At 62.2% G+C, this 25,684-nt stretch carries 22 protein-coding genes; 9 read left to right on the top strand and 13 right to left on the bottom strand.

The annotated features are described in order from the left end of the window. Positions 1-299 precede the first annotated feature (299 nt). On the bottom strand, positions 300-1,112 hold the full coding sequence (locus TRIHO_RS06290) for an enoyl-CoA hydratase (RefSeq protein ID WP_068241353.1): 813 nt from the start codon (positions 1,110-1,112) through the stop codon (positions 300-302). Between the two features lie 63 nt (positions 1,113-1,175). Further along, positions 1,176-2,006 (bottom strand): inositol monophosphatase family protein, encoded by an 831-nt coding sequence (locus TRIHO_RS06285; RefSeq protein ID WP_068241351.1) that lies wholly within the window; start codon positions 2,004-2,006, stop codon positions 1,176-1,178. Between the two features lie 237 nt (positions 2,007-2,243). Between TRIHO_RS06285 and mtnA the strand changes: the two genes are divergently transcribed. Then, positions 2,244-3,338 carry an S-methyl-5-thioribose-1-phosphate isomerase gene (mtnA, locus tag TRIHO_RS06280; RefSeq protein ID WP_068241349.1) on the top strand — a complete coding sequence of 365 codons (1,095 nt, stop codon included), beginning with the start codon at positions 2,244-2,246 and terminating at the stop codon, positions 3,336-3,338. Positions 3,339-3,591: 253 nt separating this feature from the next. Then, the gene (locus TRIHO_RS06275; RefSeq protein WP_068241347.1) at positions 3,592-5,661 is read left to right on the top strand and encodes an ATP-binding protein; all 2,070 of its coding nucleotides are present in this window, start codon (positions 3,592-3,594) and stop codon (positions 5,659-5,661) included. A 116-nt stretch (positions 5,662-5,777) separates the two neighbouring features. Here the strand turns inward: TRIHO_RS06275 and TRIHO_RS06270 are convergent, their stop codons facing one another. After that, a complete protein-coding gene (locus TRIHO_RS06270; RefSeq protein ID WP_068241345.1) occupies positions 5,778-6,155 on the bottom strand; it encodes a YigZ family protein in 378 nt (125 codons plus the stop codon). Positions 6,156-6,163: 8 nt separating this feature from the next. Next, positions 6,164-6,823 (bottom strand): M48 family metalloprotease, encoded by a 660-nt coding sequence (locus TRIHO_RS06265; protein WP_068241343.1) that lies wholly within the window; start codon positions 6,821-6,823, stop codon positions 6,164-6,166. Between the two features lie 144 nt (positions 6,824-6,967). Here TRIHO_RS06265 and TRIHO_RS06260 point away from each other — a divergent pair, with 144 nt between their 5' ends. The 3 genes from TRIHO_RS06260 to TRIHO_RS06250 all read left to right on the top strand — a co-directional run bounded on the left by TRIHO_RS06260 (position 6,968) and on the right by TRIHO_RS06250 (position 8,561). Continuing rightward, positions 6,968-7,210, top strand: coding sequence for a phosphomannomutase (locus TRIHO_RS06260; protein ID WP_068241341.1), 243 nt, complete (start codon positions 6,968-6,970; stop codon positions 7,208-7,210). Positions 7,211-7,293: 83 nt separating this feature from the next. Continuing rightward, a complete protein-coding gene (locus TRIHO_RS06255; RefSeq protein WP_068241339.1) occupies positions 7,294-7,872 on the top strand; it encodes a nitroreductase family protein in 579 nt (192 codons plus the stop codon). Next, complete coding sequence (locus TRIHO_RS06250; RefSeq protein WP_068241337.1) at positions 7,869-8,561, top strand: EI24 domain-containing protein; 693 nt, start codon at positions 7,869-7,871, stop codon at positions 8,559-8,561. The genes TRIHO_RS06255 and TRIHO_RS06250 overlap by 4 nt, the downstream gene beginning before the upstream one ends. A gap of 42 nt (positions 8,562-8,603) precedes the next feature. Here the strand turns inward: TRIHO_RS06250 and TRIHO_RS06245 are convergent, their stop codons facing one another. After that, on the bottom strand, positions 8,604-8,879 hold the full coding sequence (locus TRIHO_RS06245; protein WP_068241334.1) for a DUF1467 family protein: 276 nt from the start codon (positions 8,877-8,879) through the stop codon (positions 8,604-8,606). Positions 8,880-8,933: 54 nt separating this feature from the next. Then, entirely contained in the window at positions 8,934-9,338 is a 405-nt protein-coding gene (mce, locus tag TRIHO_RS06240; RefSeq protein WP_068241332.1) for a methylmalonyl-CoA epimerase, read from the bottom strand. Between the two features lie 185 nt (positions 9,339-9,523). Between mce and TRIHO_RS06235 the strand changes: the two genes are divergently transcribed. Both TRIHO_RS06235 and TRIHO_RS24280 read left to right on the top strand, forming a co-directional pair. Then, positions 9,524-10,243: a response regulator gene (locus tag TRIHO_RS06235; RefSeq protein ID WP_068241330.1), complete on the top strand. Its 720-nt coding sequence runs from the start codon at positions 9,524-9,526 to the stop codon at positions 10,241-10,243. After that, positions 10,240-10,374, top strand: coding sequence for a hypothetical protein (locus TRIHO_RS24280; RefSeq protein ID WP_269745350.1), 135 nt, complete (start codon positions 10,240-10,242; stop codon positions 10,372-10,374). The genes TRIHO_RS06235 and TRIHO_RS24280 overlap by 4 nt, the downstream gene beginning before the upstream one ends. Positions 10,375-10,627: 253 nt before the next feature. Here the strand turns inward: TRIHO_RS24280 and aspS are convergent, their stop codons facing one another. From aspS to TRIHO_RS06220, 3 genes are all read right to left on the bottom strand, one after another. Then, positions 10,628-12,412: an aspartate--tRNA ligase gene (gene aspS, locus TRIHO_RS06230; protein ID WP_068241328.1), complete on the bottom strand. Its 1,785-nt coding sequence runs from the start codon at positions 12,410-12,412 to the stop codon at positions 10,628-10,630. Between the two features lie 344 nt (positions 12,413-12,756). Continuing rightward, positions 12,757-13,431 carry an aminotransferase class IV gene (locus TRIHO_RS06225; RefSeq protein ID WP_068241368.1) on the bottom strand — a complete coding sequence of 225 codons (675 nt, stop codon included), beginning with the start codon at positions 13,429-13,431 and terminating at the stop codon, positions 12,757-12,759. Then, a complete protein-coding gene (locus TRIHO_RS06220; RefSeq protein WP_068241326.1) occupies positions 13,386-14,513 on the bottom strand; it encodes an aminodeoxychorismate synthase component I in 1,128 nt (375 codons plus the stop codon). Before TRIHO_RS06220 ends, TRIHO_RS06225 begins: the two co-directional genes overlap by 46 nt. 204 nt (positions 14,514-14,717) lie before the next feature. On the opposite strand from TRIHO_RS06220, the gene carB reads away from it, so the two are divergent. Next, complete coding sequence (carB, locus tag TRIHO_RS06215) at positions 14,718-18,080, top strand: carbamoyl-phosphate synthase large subunit (protein ID WP_068241366.1); 3,363 nt, start codon at positions 14,718-14,720, stop codon at positions 18,078-18,080. A 794-nt stretch (positions 18,081-18,874) separates the two neighbouring features. Here the strand turns inward: carB and TRIHO_RS06210 are convergent. The 3 genes from TRIHO_RS06210 to TRIHO_RS06200 are packed head-to-tail and all read right to left on the bottom strand — an operon-like array spanning position 18,875 to position 23,480. After that, positions 18,875-21,925 carry an efflux RND transporter permease subunit gene (locus TRIHO_RS06210; protein WP_068241324.1) on the bottom strand — a complete coding sequence of 1,017 codons (3,051 nt, stop codon included), beginning with the start codon at positions 21,923-21,925 and terminating at the stop codon, positions 18,875-18,877. 11 nt (positions 21,926-21,936) lie between these two features. Beyond that, positions 21,937-23,001: an efflux RND transporter periplasmic adaptor subunit gene (locus TRIHO_RS06205; RefSeq protein WP_068241322.1), complete on the bottom strand. Its 1,065-nt coding sequence runs from the start codon at positions 22,999-23,001 to the stop codon at positions 21,937-21,939. Next, a complete protein-coding gene (locus TRIHO_RS06200) occupies positions 22,998-23,480 on the bottom strand; it encodes a MarR family winged helix-turn-helix transcriptional regulator (RefSeq protein ID WP_068241320.1) in 483 nt (160 codons plus the stop codon). Before TRIHO_RS06200 ends, TRIHO_RS06205 begins: the two co-directional genes overlap by 4 nt. A gap of 171 nt (positions 23,481-23,651) precedes the next feature. Between TRIHO_RS06200 and TRIHO_RS06195 the strand changes: the two genes are divergently transcribed. Next, the gene (locus tag TRIHO_RS06195) at positions 23,652-24,776 is read left to right on the top strand and encodes a beta-ketoacyl-ACP synthase III (RefSeq protein ID WP_068241318.1); all 1,125 of its coding nucleotides are present in this window, start codon (positions 23,652-23,654) and stop codon (positions 24,774-24,776) included. A gap of 19 nt (positions 24,777-24,795) precedes the next feature. Here the strand turns inward: TRIHO_RS06195 and TRIHO_RS06190 are convergent, their stop codons facing one another. Then, on the bottom strand, positions 24,796-25,254 hold the full coding sequence (locus TRIHO_RS06190; RefSeq protein ID WP_068241316.1) for a hypothetical protein: 459 nt from the start codon (positions 25,252-25,254) through the stop codon (positions 24,796-24,798). Positions 25,255-25,684 lie beyond the last annotated feature (430 nt).

Genomic DNA, 25,684 nt, shown 5'->3' with positions numbered 1-25,684 from the left:
CTGAAAATTGTACGGAACAGCCACCTTGCGACGTATCATTGTTTCCATCGGGAAAACAGTCGTCAGGCCATGATCCGCCCGGCGCGGCGCCACGGCCAGTGCCCTGTGAGACGGAAATTGTCGCGCTTCTGGCCACAATCCGCGATGGATCCCGAGAACCGTTTCGCAAAACCCGGGCCGGATGGCCTCCCCGGGGCTGCGAATCGCTCTGCTACAGGGGAGGTCGCCGCGGTGAAAGGCGCTCTGTTGGAACCGGTTTGTTAACAATGGCGCGACGTTTTGGCGCGCGCCACGGGCGTCTATTCGCCGGTCCAATCCGGCATTGCGGTCTTGTCAATGAAGGCACTGATACCGGCCTTGGCATCCTGCGCCATCATGTTTTCGGCCATCACCTGCCCCGCATAGGCATAGGCTTCGGCCAGGGGCATCTGCGCTTGTTGGTAAAAGGCGCGCTTGCCGATCTTCACCGCGGCGGGGGATTTGTCGGCGATCCGGCGTGCCAGAGCGCGGCTTTCGGCGGCCAGCTCCGACAGGGGCACCACCCGGTTGACAAGCCCCATCTCGGCCGCGCGGGGGGCGGAAATAAAATCGCCCAGCAGCAGCATTTCCATCGCGTGTTTGCGTGTCACATTGCGCGACAGCGCCACCATCGGGGTGGAACAGAACAGGCCGATGTTGACGCCAGACGTGGCAAACCGCGCGTCGTCAGAGGCAACGGCCAGATCGCAGCTGGCCACCAACTGGCAGCCCGCTGCCGTGGCAATGCCGGAGACTTCGGCGATCACGGGCTGGGGCAGTTCCACAAGACGTTGCATCACACCAGAGCAGGTCGCGAAGAGGTCCTGAAAATACTGGAACCCGCCATCCGGTTGGGCCCGCGCCGCCGTCATTTCCTTGAGGTTGTGCCCCGCGCAGAAGTGATCGCCAGCCCCGCGCAGGATCACCGCCCGCACGCTGCGGTCATGCGCGATCTCATCCAGCCGGGCGTGCAGCGCCATCAGCATCGCCTCCGACAGGGCATTGATGCTTCTGGGCTGCGCCAGTGTCAGAATGGCAACTGCGGCCTCGTCCTGCCGCGTGACCAATGGCTCGGTGGTGCCGGGCTCCGTCATGAAATGCGCCTCCCTTGTGTTCTGCGGAGCCTAGATCAGCGGCATCCGCCCGCCAAGGGGGGACTAGGTGCCCAGACCAAAGGCGGCGATCACCTCGTCCCGCATGCTGGCGCTGGTGGCGACGGTCAGCCGCCCCTGGCTGAGGGTCGGGGCATAGGCGCGGCCATCGGCCAGCTGGGCAAAGCCCCCCGCCTCTGTCGCGGCCAGCACGCCGGCCGCATGGTCCCAGGCGTTCAGCCCCTCGGTCTGGACAAAATCCGCATGGCCCTGCGCCATCATCCGATATTCATGGCAGGAACAGCACAGGGCATTGACCCGGCGCGCCGCGACCATGCCCTGCGTCAGCCGTGGCTGTTCGGCCTTGGGAAAGAGGTAATGCGGCAGGAACCCCGTTGCCTCTTCAAACGGGCGCTCCGCTGCGACCTGCAGCCGTTGCGGGCTTCGGTTCGGCGCGGCAAACCAAGCGCCACCGCCCAGGCTGGCCTCCACCCAATCGTCCATCACCGGATCATAGAGCAGGCCGAACACGGTCTGCCCGCGCACTGTCACGGCCAGAATCACCCCAAAGGTGGCCAGACCGTTGGCGTAGTTCCAGGTGCCATCAATCGGGTCGAGGATCACAGCAACATCGGCACCGGGCAGCTGATCCAGCAGCCCCGGATCCTCCGAAACGGCCTCCTCGCCGATCACCACGGCCTGGGGCAGGATCTGTGACACTGCGCGGGACATATGCGCCTCGGCAGCGACATCCGCATCGGTCACCAGGTCAATGGCCGAGGATTTCGCCTTGATCGCCCCTGCCCCCAGATTGCGAAAGCGCGGCATGATTTCAGCCCGCGCCGCGGCACGCACCAGTTCGATCAGCGCCAGTTCAATATCCCGTTCCAACCGCATGGCTGCACCTTCCTTGTTCGGATCTTTGCAGTGGTTCTAGTCCCTTGGCGTGGAAAGTTCACGCGCAACTCGGCGGCTCTGTGTGAAGTTTTGACGACAGGCCCGATAAAGCGTGGCGAATTCCTTCTTTTCGCGCCGCAACCGGGCAACTATCACATGGCAACGGTCGCGGTCCGGCGCCGCAGTGCCCCCATGGGCCGCCGGCGCCCATCGGGCCGACAACAGGAGAGACAGGTCATGAAAGTCAACGGCACCCCCTATCGCTCGCTCTGGTGGGACAGCACCAAAGCCGCGCTACAGATCATCGACCAGCGCTGGCTGCCCTATGATTTTCGCATCCAGCAGCTGGACACTGTCGCCGAGTATGCGACCGCGATCACCGATATGCATGTGCGCGGCGCGCCGCTGATCGGGGCGACGGCCGCCTATGGGATGGCCCTGGCCATGGCGCAGGACCCGTCCGATGCGGCGCTGGATCGCACCTGGGATCTGCTGCATGCCACCCGGCCCACCGCGATCAACCTGCGCTGGGCGCTCGATCGCAGCCGCGCGGCGCTTGCCCCCTTGCCCCCCAGCGCACGGGCCGACGCCGCGCTCCGTCTCGCGCATGAGATCGCGGATGAGGATGTGGAGATCAACCGCCGCATTGGGGAACACGGGCTGACACTGATCCGCGAGATCGCCGCGCGTAAACCTGTCGGGGAGCCGGTGCGCCTGTTGACCCATTGCAACGCCGGCTGGATCGCGACCGTCGACTGGGGCACCGCGACAAGCCCGATGTATCAGGCCCATGATGCCGGCATCCCGCTGCATGTCTGGGTCGACGAAACCCGGCCGCGCAACCAGGGCGCCCTGACCTCCTGGGAGCTGGGCAGCCACGGCATCTCTCACAGCTATATCACCGACAACGCCGGCGGCCACCTGATGCAGCAGGGCCAGGTGGATATGGTCATTACCGGCACCGACCGGACCACCCGGCAAGGCGATGTCTGCAACAAGATCGGCACCTACCTCAAGGCGCTGGCAGCACGGGACAACAACGTGCCCTTCTATGTCGCTCTGCCCTCGCCGACCATTGACTGGACCGTGACCGATGGTTTGTCCGAAATCCCCATCGAAGCGCGCAATCCGCGCGAAGTGACCCATGTCCAGGGGACCACCAGCAGCGGTGAGATTGGCGTCATCCAGGTCACGCCAGAGGGCACCCCGGCCGCCAACCCCGCCTTTGACGTGACGCCCAACCGGCTGGTCACCGGGTTGATCACAGAGCGCGGCATTTGCGCCGCCACTGCCGAGGCGCTGGCGGAGATGTTTCCCGATCTGGCGGGCTGACGCAGGCCCGCAAAATCGCCACGCTTTGGTCCCGCGCGCACCATCTGCGCGGGACAGGCACGCGCTGCACGCGGATTGGGCGCGGGGTTGCGCGCGGATTGGGCGCGGGTTGCGCAGGGCCTGTTTGCCGGGGGGGCATCGCCTCCACCGTGTTTGACCTGCTGACTGATACGGATTTAAGTTGTATCGTAGACTAATTTTTAAAGATTCGCTTACCGCTGCTGTTTCTGAGTCAAAAATTGTCTGGAATCCGATGCGACAACAAGATTCTGTCCCCAGCCTGCTGCAGAATGGCGACGGCACGTCCTACGCACGACAAAGAACATCCCGTCGTATCGGTCTGGGTCTGTCCCTCTTGTGTGTTGCAATCGGTCTGGCCACGCTGATCCTTGGCTGGCTCTTCGACCTGGATGTTTTCAAGCGTATTCAACCGGGCTACCCCGCCATGGTTCCGGAAACCGCGCTCTGCGTCATTGCGGGCGGCGTGGCCATTCATGGAAGACTTGCGCGCAAATTACGAATTGTCCCAGCGCTCCTTGCCGGTTTCATCTGGCTGATCGTGCTGGTGGGGCTTAGTCGCGTTTTCCATCCGCTCGCCATGGGCAACGGAGCAACGCGCGATGCAATGTCGCTTGCGACTGCGGGCGCCAGTCTGACCCTGGCCACCGGGCTGCTGGCGATGTGCCTTCCGAATGCATTTGGCCGACACACCATCACCCTGTTGGGCACGCTGGGGATCACAATCTCGGCGGTGCCCATGCTGGGCTATCTGTTCAATGCCGATGCGCTGTTTGCGACGACGATTTACACGGAAATGGCGTTGCATACCGCGATCACCCTGTTCCTGCTCAATCTGGCGCTGTTGCTGGCGCAGCCGAACAAGGGGTGGGTCAGAACAATCCTGGCCGATCAGATCGGCGGCGAGATGATCAGACATCTGATCCCGGTCATTGTGACTGGTCCGATCACCTTTACCATGACAGCGCTGATCGCCTCGCGACACGACATCTTCAACCCCGACATGCGCGCCGCGATCCTGACCTATATCATGATCGCAACGACCTTTGCCGCCGCAGTGATTTTCGCGCGTCAGAGCAACGCGGGTCAGATCGAAGCGGACGCCGTCCGGCGCAAATTGCGCGAGATCGAACGCGCCCACAAGGAGCAGCAAATTGCCACCCTGAGGTCGCAACACGCCGAGGGGTTGGGCAAACTGGTCGGTGGGGTTGCCCATGATTTCAACAACACACTGGCGGTCATCATGGGCAACCTGCAGCTGTTTGACGAAGACCCGGATGACGACAAACACAAGGAATACCTGCAGGCCGCAATCAACGCCGCACGGCAAGGGGCCGACCTGACCAGTCAGCTGCTGGCCTATGGGCGCAAGTCCATGCTCAATCCGGTCGAGGCACGATCCGAGGATCTGATCGACTCTGCGATGCGCATGTTCAGCCGTTTGCGCCCCGCCAATCTGGCCCTGAGCGTCGAAATCAGGGAGCGCAACGCCATTGTCCATGTCGATGGCACCGGTTTCCAACAGGCGCTGCTCAATCTGCTGATCAACGCCCGCGACGCCCAGCCCCACGGCGGCAGCATTCACGTGGAAACCTGTGTGACGGACCTGAACCGGGAAGATTTCCTGGATAAATTCCCCCAGTCCGACCTGATGTCGGGCCGATATGTCGCGATCAAGGTCAAGGACACCGGGCCGGGCCTGAAACCCGAAGAGATCGCCCGCGTCACCGAACCCTTTTACACCACCAAGAAATTTGGCGATGGCTCGGGCCTTGGCCTCTCTGTCGTCGAGGGGTTCTGCCGCCAATCCGGCGGAGACCTGACGCTGCGCTGCCATCCCGAAGGCGGGCTGGTGGCCACCATGCTGTTGCCCTTTGTCCGCACCGCTGCCGCGCCGTCCTCTGCGCCGCCCCAGGAGGCCGAGATCTCGGCGGCGCCCGCGCTCCGCATTCTTGTCGTCGAAGATATGCGCGAAGTGGGGCTGGTCATCGCGCGTCAGTTGCGCCGCGACGGGCATGAGGTCGTTCTTGCCGACACGGCCGAGGAAGCCTTGTCGCTTCTGAGCGGCGACTACCTTCCGGACCTGTTGCTGTCCGATATTGCCCTGCCCGGCCATATCCAGGGCAACGACCTGGTTGGCCTCTTCGCTGAAAATCACCCCACGATCCCGGCCATTCTGATGTCTGGCTATATTTCCAACGAGGTACGCGATGATCTCAGCCAGCGGTTCAGTGGCCAGGTGTTGAGAAAACCGATCGAACAGAGCGACCTGCGCCGTGCCATCCGGCGCGCCGTCGCGCGCTGAGGTCGTCGGCGTGGTGCATCTGCCCGCACGCCAGTCCCCCTGCGCCACAGCCGCCTTCACAGGCAGTGGCACAGGCATGAGCATGGGCATGGGCATGGGAGCCCGGGGAGTGCGCGCTAGCGCGGCGTCAGATAGGCGCGCACCGCGTCCTGCACCCGCCGGAACCTGTCTCCACCAAGCTTTTTACTACCGTACCAACGGGTTACGATGATTACGTGATCTTCGATATTGTCCCGTTCCATCATCCGCAGGATCACCATCCCGGCACCGTTTTCGCCATCATCGGCCTTGAGCCCGCCGGTGGGAAGGCGCGCGGCCCAACTGTTGTGCGTCGCCTTGGCATAGGACCGGTCCTGTTTCAATGTGGCCAAAACGGCGTCCACCTCTGCCCGGCTGGACACGGCGGCACCGGTCACGGCATATTTGGACCCGCGATCTGTCAGCACCACACCGAGCTTGCACAGCTCTGGCGCGGGGGGCTTGGGGGATGCCATTCGCGACCTCAGTTCAGCTGAAATTTGCGGATCGTTTCGGTGACCACCAAAATCCGGTCCGGGTTGGCGGGGTGCGTGCCGAGGAAACTGTCGCCCGGGTCGGGAATTTCCTCAAAGAACCGCACGCCGATGCTGGGCCGATAGCCGGCCAGATGGGTGATCACGGTCCCCATAGCATCGGCTTCCAGCTCGAAGGATTTGGAATAGCTGCGGGCCCCCACCACGGCGCCGACATATTGCGCATTGGCGATTTCCTCCGCCGTGCCCCCTTCGAGCGAGACCAGTTCCCCGAGGAACACCGCCCCCTGCATGGCGTTGCGCCGTTGTTTGTCCAGATGCCCCAGGATGTGATGCGCGACCTCGTGGCTCATCACAAAGGCCATTTCGTCCCGGTTGCGAAAACTCTGGATCATGGAGGCGGTAAAGATCACCACAGGACGCCCCTTGCGATCCACGGTCTGAAACGCGTTCGGCGGCTGGTCCGGGTCCAGGTCGACCTGCACCTGAAAATCGCAGTTCCGGCTGGGGTCTTTGTCCAGACACTCGGCCCTGGCCACCGGCTCGACCCGCTCTGCCACCTCCGCAAAGCTGCGGAAGCTGGGATCGACCGGCGCAAGGCTGGCGCAGCCTGCGAGACCGAGGAAAAAGAGAATCAAGACGCGGCGCATGGGACTTTCCGGTTGGGCATGGCGGCAGGCTAGACCGGTTTTTGCTGCAGGTGCAATCAAGTGACGCCGCTTGGCGTCTCTGTTTCGCCCCAGCCGCGCGAAGACCGCTTGCCAGCGCTTTGAAACCGGTGGCAAACTGGGCTTATGTTTACCATCGAGCATGAATTCGATTCCACCGTGATCACGCTTGTTGACGAGGGCGATTCCCCGCTCAACGAAGATGTGATCATCAATGCGTTTTCCGAATGTATCACTGTCGAGCAGTTCGATGCCCGGACCAATACGGTCCAGCGGCTCACCCTGTCGCCAGAACAATTGCGCGACCTCGCCGCGGCGCTGGATCTGCCCGAAGGGGTCTATCGGCTGGCGCTGCAATCCGATGGTTAGCGTGGCAGGTCGGCATCTTACCCCTTGAACTCTCTCCTTTGCCGTCCGACATAGGGCAGCAAAGATGTAAAGAGGTTTTACATATGCTGACCCGCAATGATGCTGCCCTGGATTTTCTGCTGTCCCGCCGGTCCCGTCCTGCCAAGACGCTTGTCGCGCCCGCCCCCAGCCGTGCCGAATTGAGGCCGCTGCTGACCGCCGCCGCACGGACGCCGGATCATGGCAAGCTGGAGCCCTGGCGGTTTATCGTGGTCGAAAAAGGCGCCATGGCACGGCTTGCCCAGTTGACCGAAGAGGCCGGAGAGCGGCTCGGCAAACCCGCCGAGGAGATCGCCAAGGGCCGCAGCCAGTTCGACCTTGGACAGCTCGCCGTGGTGGTGGTCGAAATCCAGAAGGACAGCCCCAAGGTGCCCGCGCTGGAGATGACCTATTCCGCCGGTGCCGTCTGTCTGGCGTTGCTCAACGCCGCGCTGGCAGCCGGTTGGGGCGCCAATTGGCTGTCGGGCTGGATGAGCCATGACCGGGGGTTCTGCGAGGCGGCTTTTGACCTGGCGCCCCATGAACGCATCGCCGGGCTGATCCATATTGCCACCGAAGGCGCGGTTCCGCCGGACCGGCCAAGGCCGGACCTCGATGCGCTTACGACCTGGGTCGATGCATGATCTTCACCGCGTTTGCCAAGGCTCTGGGGCAGTTCGGAGATCCGCGGTTCCGTCGGGTGCTGTTTCTCGGTATCGGGCTGACTTTTGCATTGTTGATTGCCGCTTATGCGGCGCTGTTGATGCTGATCCAATGGCTGGTTGGCCCCGACACGGCCCTGCCGTTCCTGGGTGAAGTCACCTGGCTGAATGACCTGCTGTCGGTCGGGTCGTTCTTCTTGATGATGCTGCTGTCGGTTTTCCTGATGGTGCCGGTGGCCTCGGCGATCACATCGATGTTTCTGGATGAGGTGGCCGAGGCGGTCGAGGCCAAACACTACCCCCATCTGCCCCCCGTGCCCGGACTGTCGTTCTGGGACGGGTTCAAGGACACGGTGAATTTTCTCGGCGTGCTGATCACCGCCAATATTCTGGCACTGATCTTTTACGTGCTGTTTGCACCGGCGGCGCTGTTCATTTTCTGGGGCTTGAACGGCTTTCTGCTCGGGCGGGAGTATTTCACCCTGGCCGCCGCGCGTCGGGTCGGTCTGGTAGAGGCAAAGCGCCTGCGCCGCCGCCATGGCGCGATGATCTGGGCGGCGGGGGTGCTGATGGCCATGCCGCTCTCGGTGCCGCTGGTCAACCTGCTGATCCCGATCCTCGGGGCGGCGACCTTTACTCATATCTTTCACGCGGTTGCCCGGCGGAGCTGACCTGCCCCGGGCGTCGCAAGGCGGGCGTCGCAAGACGCGCTATCAGGGGCGGTCTGGCAGCCTGTTGAACCAGTCAAAGTCATTGACCGAAATCACCCCGGACAGGATCACCCCAGCCAGAACGACCCAGATCAGCGCCGCCACGCCCGTGGTGATCCAGGCCTTGGCCTTCAGGAAATGCCGTTCCGGCGCACCGGCGTGGGTGCCCGGCACCACCTTGCCCCGGTCACCCTGGGTTTCCAGACGGATCGGGATCACGATCAGAAAGGTCAAAAACCAGATGACCGCGTATAATACCAGGCCCGAGGTGATACCCATGTGCCGTTCCTTCTGTTCTGTACCGGGGTCTGCCGGCTCCGCGCCGGTCTAGCCTCAAACCTGTTCGAGTTCCACCAGGCAGCCGTTGAAATCTTTGGGATGGAGGAAGAGCACCGGCTTGCCATGGGCACCGATTTTCGGCTCGCCCGTTCCCAGCACCCGTGCCCCCTGATCCCGCAGATGATCCCGCGCCGCAAGGATGTCTTCGACCTCGTAGCAGACATGATGGATGCCGCCAGAGGGGTTCTTGTCCAGAAACCCCTGTATCGGAGAGCCCTCGCCCAGGGGATAGAGCAGTTCGATCTTGGTGTTCGGCAGCTCGATGAACACCACAGTCACGCCGTGATCCGGTTCGTCCTGCGGCGCACCGACGTCGGCGCCCAATGCATCGCGGTATTGGGCCATGGCGGCCTCCAGATCAGGCACCGCGATGGCGACATGGTTCAATCGTCCGATCATGAGCAAAGTCCTTATGTAGGGTTATGAAATTACGCGTTAGAGATCAAATTCGCACGTATATTTCAAGGCCAACCCGACGGATCGCAGCCACCTATACCTGCGTCCAGACGTCACAGAACGGCCTGTTAAGGCATTGTTAGCCCAGACTCCATAACTTTGGTTTATCCAATAGTGAGGATCAGGACATGGATGATTCGGATCTCTTTGCCTCCGCAACACGGCTAGGCAATGGTCGCCGCCCCCTTCTGGGATTGACCATTCTTGTGGTCGAAGACAGCCGTTACGCGTGTGAAGCGCTGCGACTTTTGTGTTTGCGCAGCGGTGCCCGAATCCGACGCGCTGACAGTCTGAAATCAGCGCGAAAGCATCTTCAGGTCTATCGGCCCTCTGTCGCCATCATCGACCTTGGGCTGCCGGATGGGTCCGGCAGTGAATTGATTGCCAGCCTGGCGAGCACGACGCCACGGGTTTCGGTGATCCTGGGGATTTCCGGCGATGAAAATACCCAGACCACCGCGCTTGAGGCCGGCGCCGACGGGTTCCTGGCCAAACCGATCACCTCTCTCGCGGCCTTTCAGAATGCCATCCTGACCAACCTGCCCGCAGAGCGGCAGCCGGTGGGGCCACGGTCCGTAACGGACGAAGCGGTGGTGCCTGACATCCTGGCCTTCCGCGACGACATGGCCCATGCCGCTGACGTCCTGGGGGAGGCCGACAACGAGCGCTCGCTTGATTATCTTGCGCAATTTCTGGCCGGGGTGGCCCGCAGCGTCGGTGACGCGCCGCTTGCCACGGCGGCTGATCGCCTTGCGCGCATCCGCAAGGATGGCGGTCCGATCGCGGTGGAGACCGCGCATATCGCGGATCTGGTGCAAGAGCGGCTCGAACGCAAGATCGCGATTTGACGATGGTCGAAGCCATTGTTGTCACCGCTGCGACGCTTGTGATCGTGTTGGGTCTTCAGGCCGGGCTTGGCGCCCGCGACCGACGGGCGATGACCGAACAGGCAGGTCGGGCCCGGCGCTGGTTTTCCTGATCACAGCGTTTTACAGCCGCCCGTTACCGCGGCGCTTTAACGCCACCCGTTACCGCCGCGTTTTACCCCCGCTCGTTTCGGCGGCTGACACCGCAACCTGACCGACGACACCCGTTGTTCTGTGCAACGCCAGCCTACAACCTGCCACCGGACGCGCGCCCTGTAGGTCATGAAAACGCCCCCGAAGATAACTTCGAGGGCGATCTGTCACGCCGCGCGTTTCAATTGCGCGCTGCGGTCCGTTAGCAGGGCCTTAGCTGTCCTGCGGGATCACGCGCAGGCCCAGTTCCATCAGCTGTTCGCTCAGCGGCTCGCTCGGGGCGGACATCATCAGATCCTCGGCACGCTGGTTCATCGGGAACATGATGACCTCGCGGATATTCGCCTCATCCGCCAGCAGCATCACCATCCGGTCGATACCGGCCGCGCAGCCCCCGTGCGGCGGAGCGCCGTATTGGAAGGCGTTGACCATACCGCCAAAGCGCTTTTCGACCTCATCCTTGCCATAGCCGGCGATTTCAAAGGCCTTGAACATGATTTCCGGCTTGTGGTTCCGGATCGCGCCCGACACCAGCTCGTAACCGTTGCAGGCCAGATCATACTGGAAGCCGCGCACGGCCAGCGGATCGCCCTGCAGCGCCTCCATCCCGCCCTGCGGCATCGAAAACGGGTTGTGTTCAAAGTCGATCTTGCCGGTTTCCTCGTCCTTTTCATAGATCGGGAAATCCACGATCCAGGCAAAGGCAAAGCGGTCCTTGTCGGTGAGGCCAAGTTCCTCGCCAATCACGTTCCGGGCGCGGCCCGCGACGCTTTCAAACGCTTTCGGCTTGCCACCAAGGAAGAAGGCCGCATCGCCGACACCCAGGCCCAGCTGCTGGCGAATGGCCTCGGTGCGCTCGGGACCGATGTTTTTGGCCAGGGGGCCTGCGGCTTCCATGCCGTTGCCCTGATCGCGCCAGAAGATATACCCCATGCCGGGCAGACCTTCCTTCTGGGCAAAGGCATTCATGCGGTCGCAGAACTTCCGTGAGCCGCCGGTGGGGGCCGGAATGGCGCGGATTTCGGTGCCGTCCTGCTCCAGCAGCTTGGCGAAGATCGCAAAGCCGGAGCCTGCGAAATGTTCGGACACCACCTGCATCTTGATCGGGTTGCGCAGGTCAGGCTTGTCAGAGCCGTACCACAGAGCCGCGTCCTTGTAGGAGATCTGCGGCCAGTCCTGCGCCGCGTCCACCTTGCGGCCCTTGCCGAATTCCTCAAACACGCCCGCCATCACCGGCGCGATGGTGTCAAACACATCCTGCTGGGTGACAAAGGACATCTCCAGGTCGAGCTGGTAGAAATCGGTCGGCGAGCGGTCGGCGCGCGGATCCTCGTCGCGGAAACAGGGCGCGATCTGGAAATACTTGTCGAATCCCGACACCATCATCAGCTGTTTGAACTGCTGTGGCGCCTGCGGCAGCGCGTAGAATTTACCCGGATGCAGGCGGGACGGCACCAGAAAGTCGCGCGCGCCTTCGGGGCTGGAGGCGGTGATGATCGGGGTCTGGTATTCGTTGAACCCCTTGTCCCACATCCGCTTGCGGATCGACTGGATCATGTTGGAGCGCAGCACCATGTTGGTCTGCATCTTCTCGCGTCGCAGGTCGAGGTAGCGATACCGCAGGCGGGTTTCTTCCGGGTATTCCTGCTCGCCAAAGACCATCAGCGGCAGCTCTTCGGATTTGCCGAGCACTTCGATGTCGCGGATAAAGACCTCGATCTCGCCGGTGGGGATCTTGGCGTTTACCAGGCTCTCGTCACGGGCCTTCACCTCGCCGTCGATCCGGATGCACCATTCGGAGCGGACCTTTTCGATCTCGGAGAACACCGGGCTGTCCGGGTCGGCCATGACCTGGGTGATGCCGTAGTGGTCGCGCAAGTCGATGAACAACAGCCCCCCATGGTCGCGGACCCGATGGACCCAGCCAGACAGGCGAACGGTTTCGCCAACGTTGGATTTGTTCAATTCGGCACAGGTGTGGCTGCGGTAAGCGTGCATGGGTCAGGTCTCTTTCGGCTGCGGCCGGCGGGTTTGCTTGCAAGAAGGCCGGGCAAAATTTGTACGCTCCCGTACACAGGGTTCGCGCCCGGTTGTCAAGCAAACCAACCCTCCGCGCGCCGGATCGGACGTGATTTTCCCGCCGCCGCTGGCTGCCGCCCCCAACGACCACTCTGCCTGCGCAGAGCGACAGGCTTGGGGGTGGACGTGGCGCCGCGCGTAGCGCGGCCCGGCCCAACGGGAGCGGGCGCATTTTCAATGCAGCGCGCGACGGGCGGGAGGCCCCCCGCGCCCCTCTCGTCCCGCGCCCACGCCTCTGTGCTGGATCGCCGGCCTGGGTCGGTTCAGCCCGCTGCCTGAAGGATCGCGGGGATCTTGCCTCTGACGGCGTTCATCAGGTGAACATCCCGCGCCGTCTGCAGATCCGTCAGCGTCAGAACCGCCTCGCGCAGCGCGCCTCGGTCAAGCAGGCTCTGACGGAACACCCCCGGCAGACAGCCTGAGGCCAATGGCGGCGTCAGCCCGACGCCATCACAGGTCGTAACCGCGATGTTGGTGATCGTGCCTTCACACAGCTCGTCCCGCTCATTGAGGAAAACCAACTCCTGCAGCCCCTGCGGCAGGTGTGCGCGGGCACGGTCATAGCGCGCCCGTCGCGTGGTCTTGTGCCGCAGATAAGGATCAGCCTGATCCAGCCGCTCCGCCGCGATGGCAAAAACCCAAGAGGACGCCGCTTCAGGCATCGCCGATGTCGTCAATTCCAGCGTGCCGGTCGCGGACAGGGTCAACCGGCAGCGCAACATCTCTTGGCCGCGCAGCCCCGCCAGCAAACGCGCAACCCCGTTCGGATCGAAGGGGATGCCAAAGGCAGCGGCGGACCGGGACAGCCGCGCCAGATGCAACCGCAATCGGGCCACGCCTTTGTCCGAGCTGTTCTGCCCCGCCAACACTGGCGCATAGGCAAAGGTCTCAATCAGGCGGAAATCCGGGTCGTCACCTGCGCAAAGCGGGTTTTCCATAAAGCTTCCTCATATTCCGATGCCGCGGTGCTGTCCCAGACCACGCCACCGCCGACATTGAACCGCGCCAGCTCCGCGTCCAGGATCACGGTCCGGATCGCCACGCTGAATTCCGAACGCCCATCCGGAGCTGCCCAGCCGATGGTGCCACAGTAAATCTCCCGCGGCCACGGCTCCAGCTCTGCCAACACCTCCATCGCGCGCATCTTCGGCGCGCCCGTGATCGAACCGCAGGGATAAAGCGCGGCAAAAATCTCCGCGAGCCCGACACCCGCCGCCAGACGCGCGCGCACCAGCGAGACCATCTGATGCACGGTGGCATAGCTTTCGACCGCGAACAGCTCTGGCACATGTACCGATCCAATCTGGGCGACCCGGCTGATATCATTGCGCAGAAGGTCAACGATCATCAGGTTCTCAGCCCGGTTTTTCTCATCCTCGGCCAGGAAGGACCGGCGCCGCGCATCCTCTGCCGGATCCGCGCTGCGCGGCTGGGTGCCCTTCATCGGGCGGGTTTCAATGATCCCCTCGGCCGTGGTGCGAAAAAACAGCTCCGGACTGCGCGACAGGATGGTTGGCCCCTCCGCCTGATGGATCAAGGCTCCGTGGCCAACAGGCTGACGCTGGGCAAGCGCCGCATAAAGCGCCTCTGCGCCGCCAAAAGCCTGTGCCTCAATCGGAAAGGTCAGATTGGCCTGATAGATATCGCCGGCGGCGATCAGCGCCTTCACCCGGTCAAACGCCTGCTCGTAGCGGTGAAAATCCCAGCGCGGCGTCGCCCCGCCAAGCCCTGCATCGCCCGCCCAGGGCGCAATCCTTGCCGCCACCGGCGCGCGATACAGGCCAAATTGCAGCAACGGCAGACGCCGGTGCTCCGGCATGCGCGCCGCAAGGCGCGGCTCCAGCGCGTAGCCCATCTCGTAACTGGCAAAGCCCGCAACCCAATAGCCGGCCGCCCGCGCCGCATCCAGTTCCGCCAGCGCCGGGCGCACCTCGGCCGGGGTTTCAGCGCGGATCAGTCCTTCGGCGGCCTGAAACAGGGCCACGCCCCCATCTGGGCCATTGTCAAAGCGGATTTGCACCGTCAGGGTCTCCTTGGGCTCTCGACGCCCCGCCTATACCGGTTTGCGCCGCGCACGGAAGGGCCGAAAACGGCAATTTGCACCGCAGGGCCGATCCCCCTTGCACCTTTCGTCTCGCTGCCTATAACGCAGGACAATTTGGGTGCCCGCCTGCGCCCGATTCAGACTGCCACGCCCCGCAAGAACTCCAAAGGACCGCACGCCATGCCCAAAAGAACCGATATCCAGTCGATCATGATCATTGGCGCGGGGCCGATTGTCATCGGGCAGGCCTGCGAATTTGACTATTCCGGTGCTCAGGCCTGCAAGGCGCTCCGGGAAGAGGGGTACCGGGTCATCCTGGTGAACTCCAACCCGGCGACGATCATGACCGATCCCGGCCTCGCCGATGCCACCTATATCGAACCGATCACCCCCGAGGTGGTCGCCAAGATCATCGAAAAGGAACGTCCCGACGCGCTGTTGCCGACCATGGGCGGCCAGACCGGCCTCAATACCTCGCTCGCGCTTGAGGAAATGGGCGTGCTGGCGAAATACAACGTCGAGATGATCGGCGCCAAGCGCGAAGCCATCGAGATGGCCGAAGACCGCAAACTGTTCCGCGAGGCGATGGATCGTCTCGGCCTTGAAAACCCCCGCGCCACCATCGTCACCGCACCGAAAAAGCCCAACGGCAATGCCGATCTCGAGGCCGGTGTGCAGATCGCGCTTGAAGCGCTTGAGGATATTGGCCTGCCGGCGATCATCCGCCCCGCCTTTACCCTGGGCGGCACCGGCGGCGGTGTGGCCTACAACCGCGAGGATTACATCCATTTCTGCCGCTCCGGCATGGATGCCTCTCCGGTGAACCAGATCCTGGTCGATGAAAGCCTGCTGGGCTGGAAGGAATACGAGATGGAAGTGGTCCGCGACAAAGCGGACAATGCGATCATCGTCTGCTCCATCGAGAACATCGACCCGATGGGCGTGCATACCGGCGACAGCATCACCGTGGCGCCCGCGCTGACGCTGACGGATAAGGAATACCAGATGATGCGCACCGCCTCGATTGCGGTGTTGCGTGAAATCGGTGTCGAAACCGGCGGCTCCAACGTGCAATGGGCGGTGAACCCCGACGATGGCCGCATGGTGGTGATCGAGATGAACCCGCGGGTGTCGCGCTCTTCGGCGCTGGCCTCCAAGGCGACCGGTTTCCCGATTGCTAAGATCGCGGCCAAGCTGGCGGTCGGCTATACGCTGGACGAGCTGGACAACGACATCACCAAGGTGACACCGGCCTCCTTCGAGCCGACCATCGACTATGTCGTCACCAAGATCCCGAAATTCGCCTTTGAGAAATTCCCCGGTTCCGAACCCTTCCTGACCACGGCGATGAAATCCGTCGGCGAGGCGATGGCGATTGGCCGCACCATCCACGAATCGATGCAAAAAGCGCTGGCCTCGATGGAATCCGGCCTCACCGGTTTTGACGAGGTCACCATCCCCGGCGTGTCTGCCGGCCTGTGGGAAGATGTCGGCAGCACCGACAAGGCCGCCGTCATCAAGGCGATCAGCCAGCAGACCCCCGACCGGCTGCGCACCATTGCCCAGGCGATGCGCCATGGCCTGTCCGATGACGAGATCTTTGGCGTCACCAAGTTTGACCCCTGGTTCCTGGCCCGCATCCGCGAAATCATCGACGCGGAGCGCGACATCCGCAAGAACGGCCTGCCGATGCGCGAAGACGGGTTGCGCCAGCTGAAGATGCTCGGCTTCACCGACGCCCGCCTCGGCCTGCTGACGGGGCGCGACGAGGACAACGTGCGCCGGGCCCGCCACAACCTTGGCGTCAAGGCGGTGTTCAAGCGCATCGACACCTGCGCGGCCGAGTTCGAGGCGCAGACGCCCTATATGTACTCCACCTACGAGTCCCCGATGATGGGCGAGGTCGAATGCGAGGCGCGCCCCTCTGACCGCAAGAAGGTCGTCATCCTCGGCGGTGGCCCGAACCGGATCGGTCAGGGGATCGAATTCGACTACTGCTGCTGTCACGCCTGTTATGCGCTGACGGACGCGGGCTATGAGACCATCATGGTCAACTGCAACCCGGAGACGGTGTCGACCGACTACGACACCTCGGATCGGCTCTATTTCGAACCGCTCACCATGGAGCATGTGATGGAAATCCTGCGGGTCGAGCAGGACAAGGGCACCCTGCACGGCGTCATCGTGCAGTTCGGCGGCCAGACCCCGCTGAAGCTGGCCCGCGCGCTGGAGGCCGAAGGGATCCCGATCCTCGGCACCACACCCGACGCCATCGACCTGGCCGAAGACCGCGAGCGGTTCCAGGAGCTTGTGACCTCTCTCGGCCTCAAGCAGCCCCATAACGGCATCGCCTCCACGGGCGAACAGGCGCTGAAAATCGCCGAGGAAATCGGCTTTCCGCTGGTGATCCGCCCGTCCTACGTGCTGGGGGGGCGCGCCATGGAAATCGTGCGGGATATGGATCAACTGAAACGCTATATCAACGAGGCCGTGGTGGTTTCCGGCGACAGCCCGGTGCTGTTGGACAGCTATCTCTCCGGCGCGGTCGAACTGGATGTGGATGCCATTTGCGACGGCACCGACGTGCATGTGGTCGGCATCATGCAGCACATCGAAGAGGCCGGGGTGCACTCCGGTGACAGCGCCTGTTCGCTGCCGCCCTACTCGCTCGACAAGGCGATCATCGAAGAGATCAAGGTGCAGACCAACGCGCTGGCCAGGGCGCTCAACGTGGTCGGGCTGATGAACATCCAGTTCGCGGTCAAGGATGGCGACATCTATCTGATCGAGGTCAACCCGCGTGCCTCGCGCACGGTGCCGTTTGTTGCCAAGGCCACCGACAGCGCCATCGCGTCGATCGCCGCCCGCGTCATGGCGGGGGAGCCGCTGTCGAACTTCCCCAAACGCGCGCCCTATGAACCGGACGCCGGCTATGACGTCAACACGCCCATGGCGGACCCGATGACCCTGGCCGACCCGGACATGCCCTGGTTCTCGGTCAAGGAAGCGGTGCTGCCCTTTGCCCGCTTCCCCGGTGTCGATACCATCCTCGGGCCGGAGATGCGGTCGACCGGTGAAGTCATGGGCTGGGATCGCAGCTTTGCCCGCGCCTTCCTCAAGGCGCAGATGGGGGCGGGCATGGTGCTGCCCCGCAAGGGCCGCGCCTTTATCTCGATCCGGGACACCGACAAGACCGAAGTGATGCTCGACACCGCCCGGATCCTGATCGCACAGGGGTTTGACCTGGTCGCGACGCGGGGCACCCAGGGCTGGCTGACCGGTCATGGCGTGGCCTGCGCTGTGGTCAACAAGGTTTATGAGGGCCGCCCCCATGTGGTGGATATGCTCAAGGATGGTGAAATCCAGCTGGTGCTGAACACCACCGAGGGCAGTCAGGCGGTCGAGGATTCAAAGCCGATGCGCTCGGTCGCGCTCTATGACAAGATCCCGTATTTCACCACGGCGGCGGGTGCCCATGCAGCCGCCCGCGCCATCGAGGCGCAAGCCGAGGGCGAGGTTGAGGTCAAAAGCCTGCAGGGCTGAACCGGATCAGGCTTGGGGGGCGCCCGCAACCGGCCGCCGACCAGCCCGACACGAATTGACTGAACTGTCAGAGGTCCCGTTTTCGGGGCCTCTGGTCGTTTTGGGGCGCCGGATCTGAGGGGCGCTCTGGGTTGGCTCTCGTTCGGCTCCGGGGTGCTGTCCTTGCCACCGCGCCCGGACCTGCGTCGAGAGCGGACAGCTTCAGAAGATTGCAACCTTCGCCCGTCATGGTGCAGAACAGACCCAATGCCCTTGTGGCCAAACCTACCGGAGTTCTGTCATGACCCGCTTGTTCTGCTTTCTTGCCCTCCTCAGTCTCACGGCCTGCGGCGTGCCGTTCGTTCCCTTGATCTGATCCGACCGCCCTTTGCACCGCAGTCCCTGCCAGCGCCATCAGCCATCGCCCGGCGCGGCCCTGTCCTGCGCAAAGGTTTCGAAAACAAGCCAATTTTCGCGAAATTGAATTCCAGTTTTGCGCCAGCTTCACGCCCGGAGATTAAGGCAAGATTGCGGCGACTCACTGTTGACGGCAATGTGGTGGGGCAAAGATCAGCTCAGAAGGGCTGCGGTAGATCATGTTCCCTCCGGCCATATTTGCTCTCTCACCCCTCGCGATGGCCAATCTATGATCTCTCCTCATATCGAAAAGCCCCGAGGGTTATCCTTCCCCGGGGCTTTTCTATTGTGCGTCAGTCGGCTGTGTGCGCCCCCACATGATTTCGGGCACAGCTGGCTTTTGACCTCAACGTGACCCGAACCCCGCCCCCAACTGGGTTTGGGTCACGCGCAGGCCATCAGGCCGCTGCCGTTTTTTGCTCCCGGCGTTCCACCCCGCGAAAGAAGATCAGGTAGAACACCGGCGCCGCCACCAGCGTCAGCACGGAGGCAAAAGCAAGCCCCCCCATGATGGTCACCGCCATCGACACAAAGAAGGCGTCGCTCATCAGCGGAGCCATGCCAAGGATCGTGGTCACCGCAGCCAGCATCACCGGCCGCAGACGCGAGACGGAAGCCTTGACGATGCTCTCGCGCAGCGGCAGGTCTTCTTCGCGCCGCACGATGTCGATTTCCTCGACCAGCACGATCCCGTTCTTGATCAGCATCCCCGACAGGCTCAGCAGGCCAAGCAGCGCGGTAAAGGTAAAGGGCATGCCCGTGCCCAGCAGGCCGATCACCACACCGTTCACGCTCATCGGCACCAGGAGCCAGATAATGATCGGCTGACGGATCGCATTGAACAACAGCACCGAAATCAGCACCATGATCAGCAGCGACAGCGGCAGCTGCTTGCCGAGGCTGGCATTGGCATCGGCAGAGTTTTCATGCTCGCCGCCCCATTCCATCTTGTAGCCAACCGGGACCTTGATCGCCTCGACCGCGGCCTTGACCTCGCCAAAGGCGGTTGCCGCCGTCACATCGGCCACCACGTCGGCGCCGACGGTGATGGTGTAGACCCGGTCACGGCGATGCACGAGCGTGTTCTGCACCTCGTAAGTGATCCCGTCCAGCATCTGTTCGATCGGAATCCAACTGCCTGCGGTTTCAGAGAACACCACCTGGTTCATCAGGTTGTAGGGCTCTTGCGGCGGGCGCCGCATGACAATCGGGATCAGGCGTTCGCGTTCCCGGAAAACGCCCGTGGTTATGCCATCCGTCGAGAACTGCAGCGCACCGGCCACCGCATCGCGGGTGACCCCCGCGGTCTGGGCCCGGTCGGTGGCATAGACCGGTTTCAGCACCATTTCCTGTTCGCGCCAGTCGTGGCGGATGTCGCGGGTCAGATCGGTGGCCGTCTTGAGCGCCACCGTGGCCTGTTCGGCCAGGGCCCGCAACACCGCCGGGTCAGAGCCGGAGAAGCGCACTTCGATCGGAGCACCGCCGCCAGGACCAAAGACCAATCGCTCCGTTCTAAACTCGCCTTCCGGAAAACGCTCTTTGCCAAAGGCTTCGAGTTCCGCCTGGATCGGCGGGATCTGATCAAGCGTTTCCGTGCGGATGATCAGGTGACCATAGCTCGGGTTCGCTTTCTCCGCGGCATAGGTCAACAGGAACCGCGTCGCGCCCTGCCCGACAAATGTGGCCACCGACACAACGTCATCGCGCTGGCCCAGCCAGTCCTCGACCACGGCCATATGGGCCGACGTGGTTTCAATCGCCGTGCCTTGGGGCAGTTTGTAGTGCACGTAAAACAGCGGCGTGTTGGAGTTCGGGAAGAACTGCTGTTTCAGCATGCCAAAGCCCATGAAACAGACCACCGTGATGGCCGTCAGCCCGATCACCACCAACCAGCGCAGTTTGAGCGCGGCCCGCAGAACGGCCGCATAGCCGCGAAACAGGAAACCATTATAGCTCTCGTGAACCTCGCCCGTGCCGCGCTTGAAGAAGTAATGCGCCAGAAGCGGTGTGGCGGTCAGCGCCAACAGCCAGCTCAGCAGCAACGAGATGGCAATCACGGCAAACAGTGAGAACAGGAACTCCCCGGTCGCATCCGGGCTGAGCCCGATCCCGGCAAAGGCCATGATACCGATGACCGTCGCGCCGAGCAGCGGGATTTGTGTCTTCGACGCCGCCTCATGCGCGGCCTCGCGCGAAGATTTACCGCGCAGCATAGAGATCTGCATGCCCTCGGCGACGACGATGGCATTGTCCACCAGCATCCCCATGGCAATGATCAGCGCCCCGAGCGAAATCCGCTCCATTTCAATCGAAAAAAGCGCCATGAAAAACACGGTGCCCACCACCGTCAGCAACAGTGTCGACCCCACCACGATTGACGCGCGCCAGCCCATGAAAACCGCCAGTACGACGATGACGATTGCCACGGACATGGCAAGGTTGACGAGGAAATCGTTCGACGCCTTTTCGACCACGACGTGCTGTTGGTAGATCGGTTGCAGCTCGACGCCAAAGGGGATTTCGCTGTCCAGCTCGGCCAATTTGGCGTCAACCCGGTGCCCCACATCAACGATGTTTTCGTTGGCAACGCCGGACACGCCCAGGGTAAAGGCCTCGACCCCGTTAAAACGGATCAATTCGCTTGGGTCCAGTTCGCGACCGCGCCAGACATGGGCGATATCAATGATATTGATCGTCTCGCCGCCGACGCCGACGGTCAAACCGGCGATTTCATTGACGGAATCGGTCCCTTCTGGGGTTTGGAGCCGGGTATTCACCGTCCCCGCCTTGATCTCGCCGGACGAGCTGACAGAGTTCGAGGTCGCAATCGCATTGGCAATTGCATCGACCGACACACCAAGGTTGGTGGCGACAGGCATGTCCGGCTCGACATAGATCGTTTCATTGCGCAGGCCGGCAATATCCACATCCGCGACCCCCTCCACGGTCAGCAATTCGCGCCGTAGAAAGGTGGACAGCTCGTATTTTTCCTTGTCGGAGAACCCCTCCGCCGTGACCGCATAGAAAATGCCAAAGACATCGCCGAAACTGTCATTGACCTGAGGTTCGCCAACCCCATCCGGCAGACCGCGCGCCGCATCCCGGACGCGGGCGCGCAGCTTGGTCCAGATCTCGGGCAGTTCAGAACCGTCATAGGTGTCCTGCATTTCCACCTCGATCACCGAGACCCCCGGTTGGTTCATCGAGGTGATCATTTTGACTTCTGCCATCTTCTGGATGGCGGATTCCAGCGGCTCTGACACTTCCAGCGCCACCCGTTCGGCACTGGCGCCGGCATAGGTGGTCTGGATCACAGCCTGTTTGATGGTAAAGGCCGGGTCTTCGAGCCGGCCGAGGGTCATAAAGCCCCAGATGCCCCCGAACAGGGCGAAGAGCATGATAAGCCAGGTATAAAGTGGCCGTTGGATTGATCCGCGTGCAATATCCATGTGTCGCGACCTCAGTTGCTGAAGCCGGTGAACCGGCGAACCGGCTGACCGTCTTCCAGCGCGGCACCACCCGTCAGCACCACCTCGTCGCCATCATTGACGCCAGACAGTACGTCGAAACTGCCAAACTGGTTCGGCTCCAACGTGACCTCAGTCCATTGCACCGCCCCCCGGTCAGCGCCGGTCGGAGTGAAGATCATCACGCCGGTTTTGCCCGACGGATCGGTGATGATCGCCGTCACAGGCAGGGCAATGCGGCGCGCGCCGGTCTTGACGCTGATTTTCACCGTCGTCGAGGCGCCGGGCAGCACTTGCCGGTCCTCTGGCGGCTCCATCCGCAGGGTCACGCGATAGGTCTGCCCCACAGCAGACGCCTCGGCTGCGTATTCCAGAATCTCCGCCGGATATTGTTTGTCTGACCCGGGAAAGGTGGCGACGATACGGAATTCATCGCTTTCGCTGGCGCGTTGGAACAGCAGCTCCGGTACGTCAATCTCCACATGCAATTCCGACATATCATGCAGGCGCGTGATCGGCGTCCCGGCCGAGACGGTCGTGAACAGGGCCACCTCGCGGCGGGCCACCAATGCGTCAAACGGAGCGTAGAGCGTGGCGTGGTTGAGGTCGGTCTGCGCATTGCGGACGGCGACCTCTGCCAGGCTGGCCGCGGTTTCGGCATCTTCGATTGCGACCTGACTGACAGTTCCCGCCAAACGCGCGTTGCGTTCTTTCGCTCTGTCGGCCTGCTGTTTGTTCAGGACCGCTTGTTCCAGCTGCAATTCGAACTGGACCAGATCCAATTGCGCGATCAGCTCGCCCTTGGGGATCACTTCGCCTTCGGTGACCGGCAACCGCATGACCTGACCGCCAACCTGAAAGGCAAGGTCAACGGTTCGCTTTGCGGCGACCTGACCAAAGAACTGCCGCTCCAGAAGCGCATCGCCTGCGCTTGCCGTCATCAGTTTGACCGGCTTTAGCGGCGCGGCGTCCTGTGCCTGACCGAGAGAGGGCAGCGCCACGGCCACGGCCAGCGCCGCCGCGCGGACCCCTGCGGCTCGAAAAATTGAAAATGTCATGTCTGATCTCCTTCACAGGGTCCCACCGCGCCCGATTGAACGGCCTTGTTGTGGATTTTTTGGGCCAGGACCGCGAGCGTTTCCGCTTCTGCGCGGCTAAGGCCGGTTGTGTCATAAAACAGCTGCGCCGCGTCCGTGACCAAAGTCTCGCGGCGTTTTCGTCCTTCGCATGTCAATTCCAGCAGCCAGGCGCGACCATCTTGCGCATCGCGCACGCGCCGCACCAGCCCCAGACGTTCCAGCGTGGCCGCGGCCGCGGTGACGGCCGAGGGGGCCTTCATCGTCAATCGCGCCAGTTCCCCCATGCGGCGGGGCATGGCGAGAATCAGCAGCAGCTGGCACTCTGGCCGTCCCAGCTGCCCTTCCAGTCGGATTTCGTTCAGTCGCTGCTCCAATTGCCAATGGAGTGTAAAGACCCCCATGATCGCCTGGACCTCAGGCGTGTATAGGTCCCAGTTTTCCGAAGTGTCTGAACTCATGTCCCAATCCCAGTTGCCTCACCGCAGATAGTTCACTGGGTGAAATATTTAAAGGGGCCGATTTAACATTCCCCTACGGCACCGCGGCTGTGACACTTGACCTCCCGCCACGAAAGAGGCCCTATATGCGCCTCTTTGAGACTTGAGACGTGAAGTAGGACGATAACTAGTATGTATAGAGCTGCCATCACCGGCACCGGAGTCTTCACCCCTCCAGAGCAGATCACCAATGCAGAACTCGTCACCGCGTTCAACGCTTATGTCGACCTGCAGAACGCGCGCAATGCAGAGGCCATCGCCGCCGGGGACGTGGATGCGCTGGAGTATTCCTCCGAAGCCTTCATCGAAAAGGCCTCCGGAATCCAGAGCCGCTATGTGATGGACAAGTCCGGCATCCTCGATCCAGAGGTGATGCATCCCCAGCTGCGCCAGCGCAGTGACGACGAACCCGGCATCATGGCAGAAATGGCGCTGAAGGCGGCCAGACAGGCGCTGGACAAGGCAGGCAAAACTGCCTCCGACGTTGATGCGGTGATCTGCGCCGCGTCGAACATGGAGCGGGCTTACCCGGCGGTTGCCATCGAAATTCAGCAGCTTCTCGGGATCAAGGGGTTTGCCTTTGACATGAATGTCGCCTGTTCCTCTGCCACGTTTGGCATCCAGGCGGCGGCAGACATGGTGCGGTCCGGTTCGATCCGCTCGGCGCTGGTGGTCAATCCGGAGATCTGCTCTGGCCATCTGGAATGGCGCGATCGGGATTGCCATTTTATCTTTGGCGATGTCGCCACGGCGACGCTGATCGAGCGGAAAGAAGACGCGTCCGGCCCCTGTTTCGAAATTCTCTCGACGCGTTGCGCCACCGAATTTTCCAACAATATCCGCAACAACAACGGCTATCTGCGCCGCTCGCGCCCGGATGGGGTCGCGGATCGTCGGGATATGCAATTCATGCAAAATGGGCGCAAAGTCTTCAAGGAAGTGCTGCCGATGGTGAGCCAGCATATCGCCGACCATATGGCAGCGGAGCACATCGAAACAGACGCGCTCAAACGCCTGTGGCTGCATCAGGCCAACAAGGCAATGAACGACTTTATCGGCAAAAAGGTCCTGGGGCGCACGCCAGAGGGCAACGAACAGCCCAATATCCTTCAGGACTACGCCAATACCTCATCTGCCGGCTCGATCATCGCCTTTTCACAGAACAGCGACGATATGAAGGACGGGGAAACCGGTCTGATCTGCTCTTTCGGTGCTGGCTATTCTGTTGGCTCGGTGCTGCTCCGCCGTCACAGCTGATCGCCTGATCCACGACGGATCAGGTGCTTTCTTCCTCCAGGTGCAGCTTCATGTCGAGCAGCACTTGTTGCAGCAACACCGTTTCGCGCAGCAGCCGTTTTGCCTCGTTCACCGTAATGATGCCGTCAGCGATGGCATCCTGATACTCGCTCATCAGCTCGGCAAAGCGGCGGCTAAGCGCGATCACATCGGTGTTCACACCACCTGGGCGCGACTCGGCGGAGCCGCCGCCGGAATAGGACAATGTAATGTTCTTCAGATCCGCCAGCGCCGATGTCACATGCGGAAAAGAGGCCGCGCCTTCTAGTCTCGCGACCGCGTCAACGGGAATGAACCTGTCAGAATGTTCCGCGTTATCAGAGTAGTAACGACCCAGTGTTGCCTTGGACTTGCCGGTAATCTTGCACGCGGCTTCGATCCCCACATCCTTGACCAATGCCTCTGTGTGCTTCTTCAGATAGGATCCGATATCCGCCATATTGCTCTTTCACTCAATCGGCCCACCCTCATACACGTCTGCGGGGGAACCTTACGCTTAATTTCCCATTAAGATTGCTTAGCCGAAGTGGCAAACCTTTGCCATACCCACTGTGGCTTCTCAAATTTATGAGTGGTGTACGTTGCGATTTTGTTCATGGTGGGGATGTGTGGGTCACCCTTGTGAGTGGGGAATGACTTTTTCAGGGCAATTGATCTGCCCGACAGGTGCCTCCGGGTCAGGTTACCTTTCTGGATACAGCACTTGGTGCTCCGGAACAGGTCCCTGTAACCCGGGGGCATCGCTTTCCCACGGTCTGCTTTCTTTTCAACGGTCTGACCGCCTTCTTGCAGGTTCCCTGACATGCGTTTCGGGGCCGAGACCGGGGATGACACGGCATTGCGCGCCGGGTCCACAGAGGCGATGGAGC

Origin of the sequence: Tritonibacter horizontis (assembly GCF_001518015.1) — a bacterium.
GTDB classification, from domain to species: domain Bacteria; phylum Pseudomonadota; class Alphaproteobacteria; order Rhodobacterales; family Rhodobacteraceae; genus Epibacterium; species Epibacterium horizontis.
Note: the sequence above shows the minus strand (reverse complement) of the source record. Positions and strands in the feature narration are given on the sequence as shown.

Excerpts from the sequence above, each read along its gene's own strand:
- TRIHO_RS06290 (WP_068241353.1), bottom strand. The coding sequence starts at position 1,112 with ATGACGGAGCCCGGCACCACCGAGCCATTGGTCACGCGGCAGGACGAG.
- TRIHO_RS06285 (WP_068241351.1), bottom strand. The coding sequence starts at position 2,006 with ATGCGGTTGGAACGGGATATTGAACTGGCGCTGATCGAACTGGTGCGT.
- mtnA (WP_068241349.1), top strand. The coding sequence starts at position 2,244 with ATGAAAGTCAACGGCACCCCCTATCGCTCGCTCTGGTGGGACAGCACC.
- TRIHO_RS06275 (WP_068241347.1), top strand. The coding sequence starts at position 3,592 with ATGCGACAACAAGATTCTGTCCCCAGCCTGCTGCAGAATGGCGACGGC.
- TRIHO_RS06270 (WP_068241345.1), bottom strand. The coding sequence starts at position 6,155 with ATGGCATCCCCCAAGCCCCCCGCGCCAGAGCTGTGCAAGCTCGGTGTG.
- TRIHO_RS06265 (WP_068241343.1), bottom strand. The coding sequence starts at position 6,823 with ATGCGCCGCGTCTTGATTCTCTTTTTCCTCGGTCTCGCAGGCTGCGCC.
- TRIHO_RS06260 (WP_068241341.1), top strand. The coding sequence starts at position 6,968 with ATGTTTACCATCGAGCATGAATTCGATTCCACCGTGATCACGCTTGTT.
- TRIHO_RS06255 (WP_068241339.1), top strand. The coding sequence starts at position 7,294 with ATGCTGACCCGCAATGATGCTGCCCTGGATTTTCTGCTGTCCCGCCGG.
- TRIHO_RS06250 (WP_068241337.1), top strand. The coding sequence starts at position 7,869 with ATGATCTTCACCGCGTTTGCCAAGGCTCTGGGGCAGTTCGGAGATCCG.
- TRIHO_RS06245 (WP_068241334.1), bottom strand. The coding sequence starts at position 8,879 with ATGGGTATCACCTCGGGCCTGGTATTATACGCGGTCATCTGGTTTTTG.
- mce (WP_068241332.1), bottom strand. The coding sequence starts at position 9,338 with ATGATCGGACGATTGAACCATGTCGCCATCGCGGTGCCTGATCTGGAG.
- TRIHO_RS06235 (WP_068241330.1), top strand. The coding sequence starts at position 9,524 with ATGGATGATTCGGATCTCTTTGCCTCCGCAACACGGCTAGGCAATGGT.
- aspS (WP_068241328.1), bottom strand. The coding sequence starts at position 12,412 with ATGCACGCTTACCGCAGCCACACCTGTGCCGAATTGAACAAATCCAAC.
- TRIHO_RS06225 (WP_068241368.1), bottom strand. The coding sequence starts at position 13,431 with ATGGAAAACCCGCTTTGCGCAGGTGACGACCCGGATTTCCGCCTGATT.
- carB (WP_068241366.1), top strand. The coding sequence starts at position 14,718 with ATGCCCAAAAGAACCGATATCCAGTCGATCATGATCATTGGCGCGGGG.
- TRIHO_RS06210 (WP_068241324.1), bottom strand. The coding sequence starts at position 21,925 with ATGGATATTGCACGCGGATCAATCCAACGGCCACTTTATACCTGGCTT.
- TRIHO_RS06205 (WP_068241322.1), bottom strand. The coding sequence starts at position 23,001 with ATGACATTTTCAATTTTTCGAGCCGCAGGGGTCCGCGCGGCGGCGCTG.
- TRIHO_RS06200 (WP_068241320.1), bottom strand. The coding sequence starts at position 23,480 with ATGAGTTCAGACACTTCGGAAAACTGGGACCTATACACGCCTGAGGTC.
- TRIHO_RS06195 (WP_068241318.1), top strand. The coding sequence starts at position 23,652 with ATGTATAGAGCTGCCATCACCGGCACCGGAGTCTTCACCCCTCCAGAG.
- TRIHO_RS06190 (WP_068241316.1), bottom strand. The coding sequence starts at position 25,254 with ATGGCGGATATCGGATCCTATCTGAAGAAGCACACAGAGGCATTGGTC.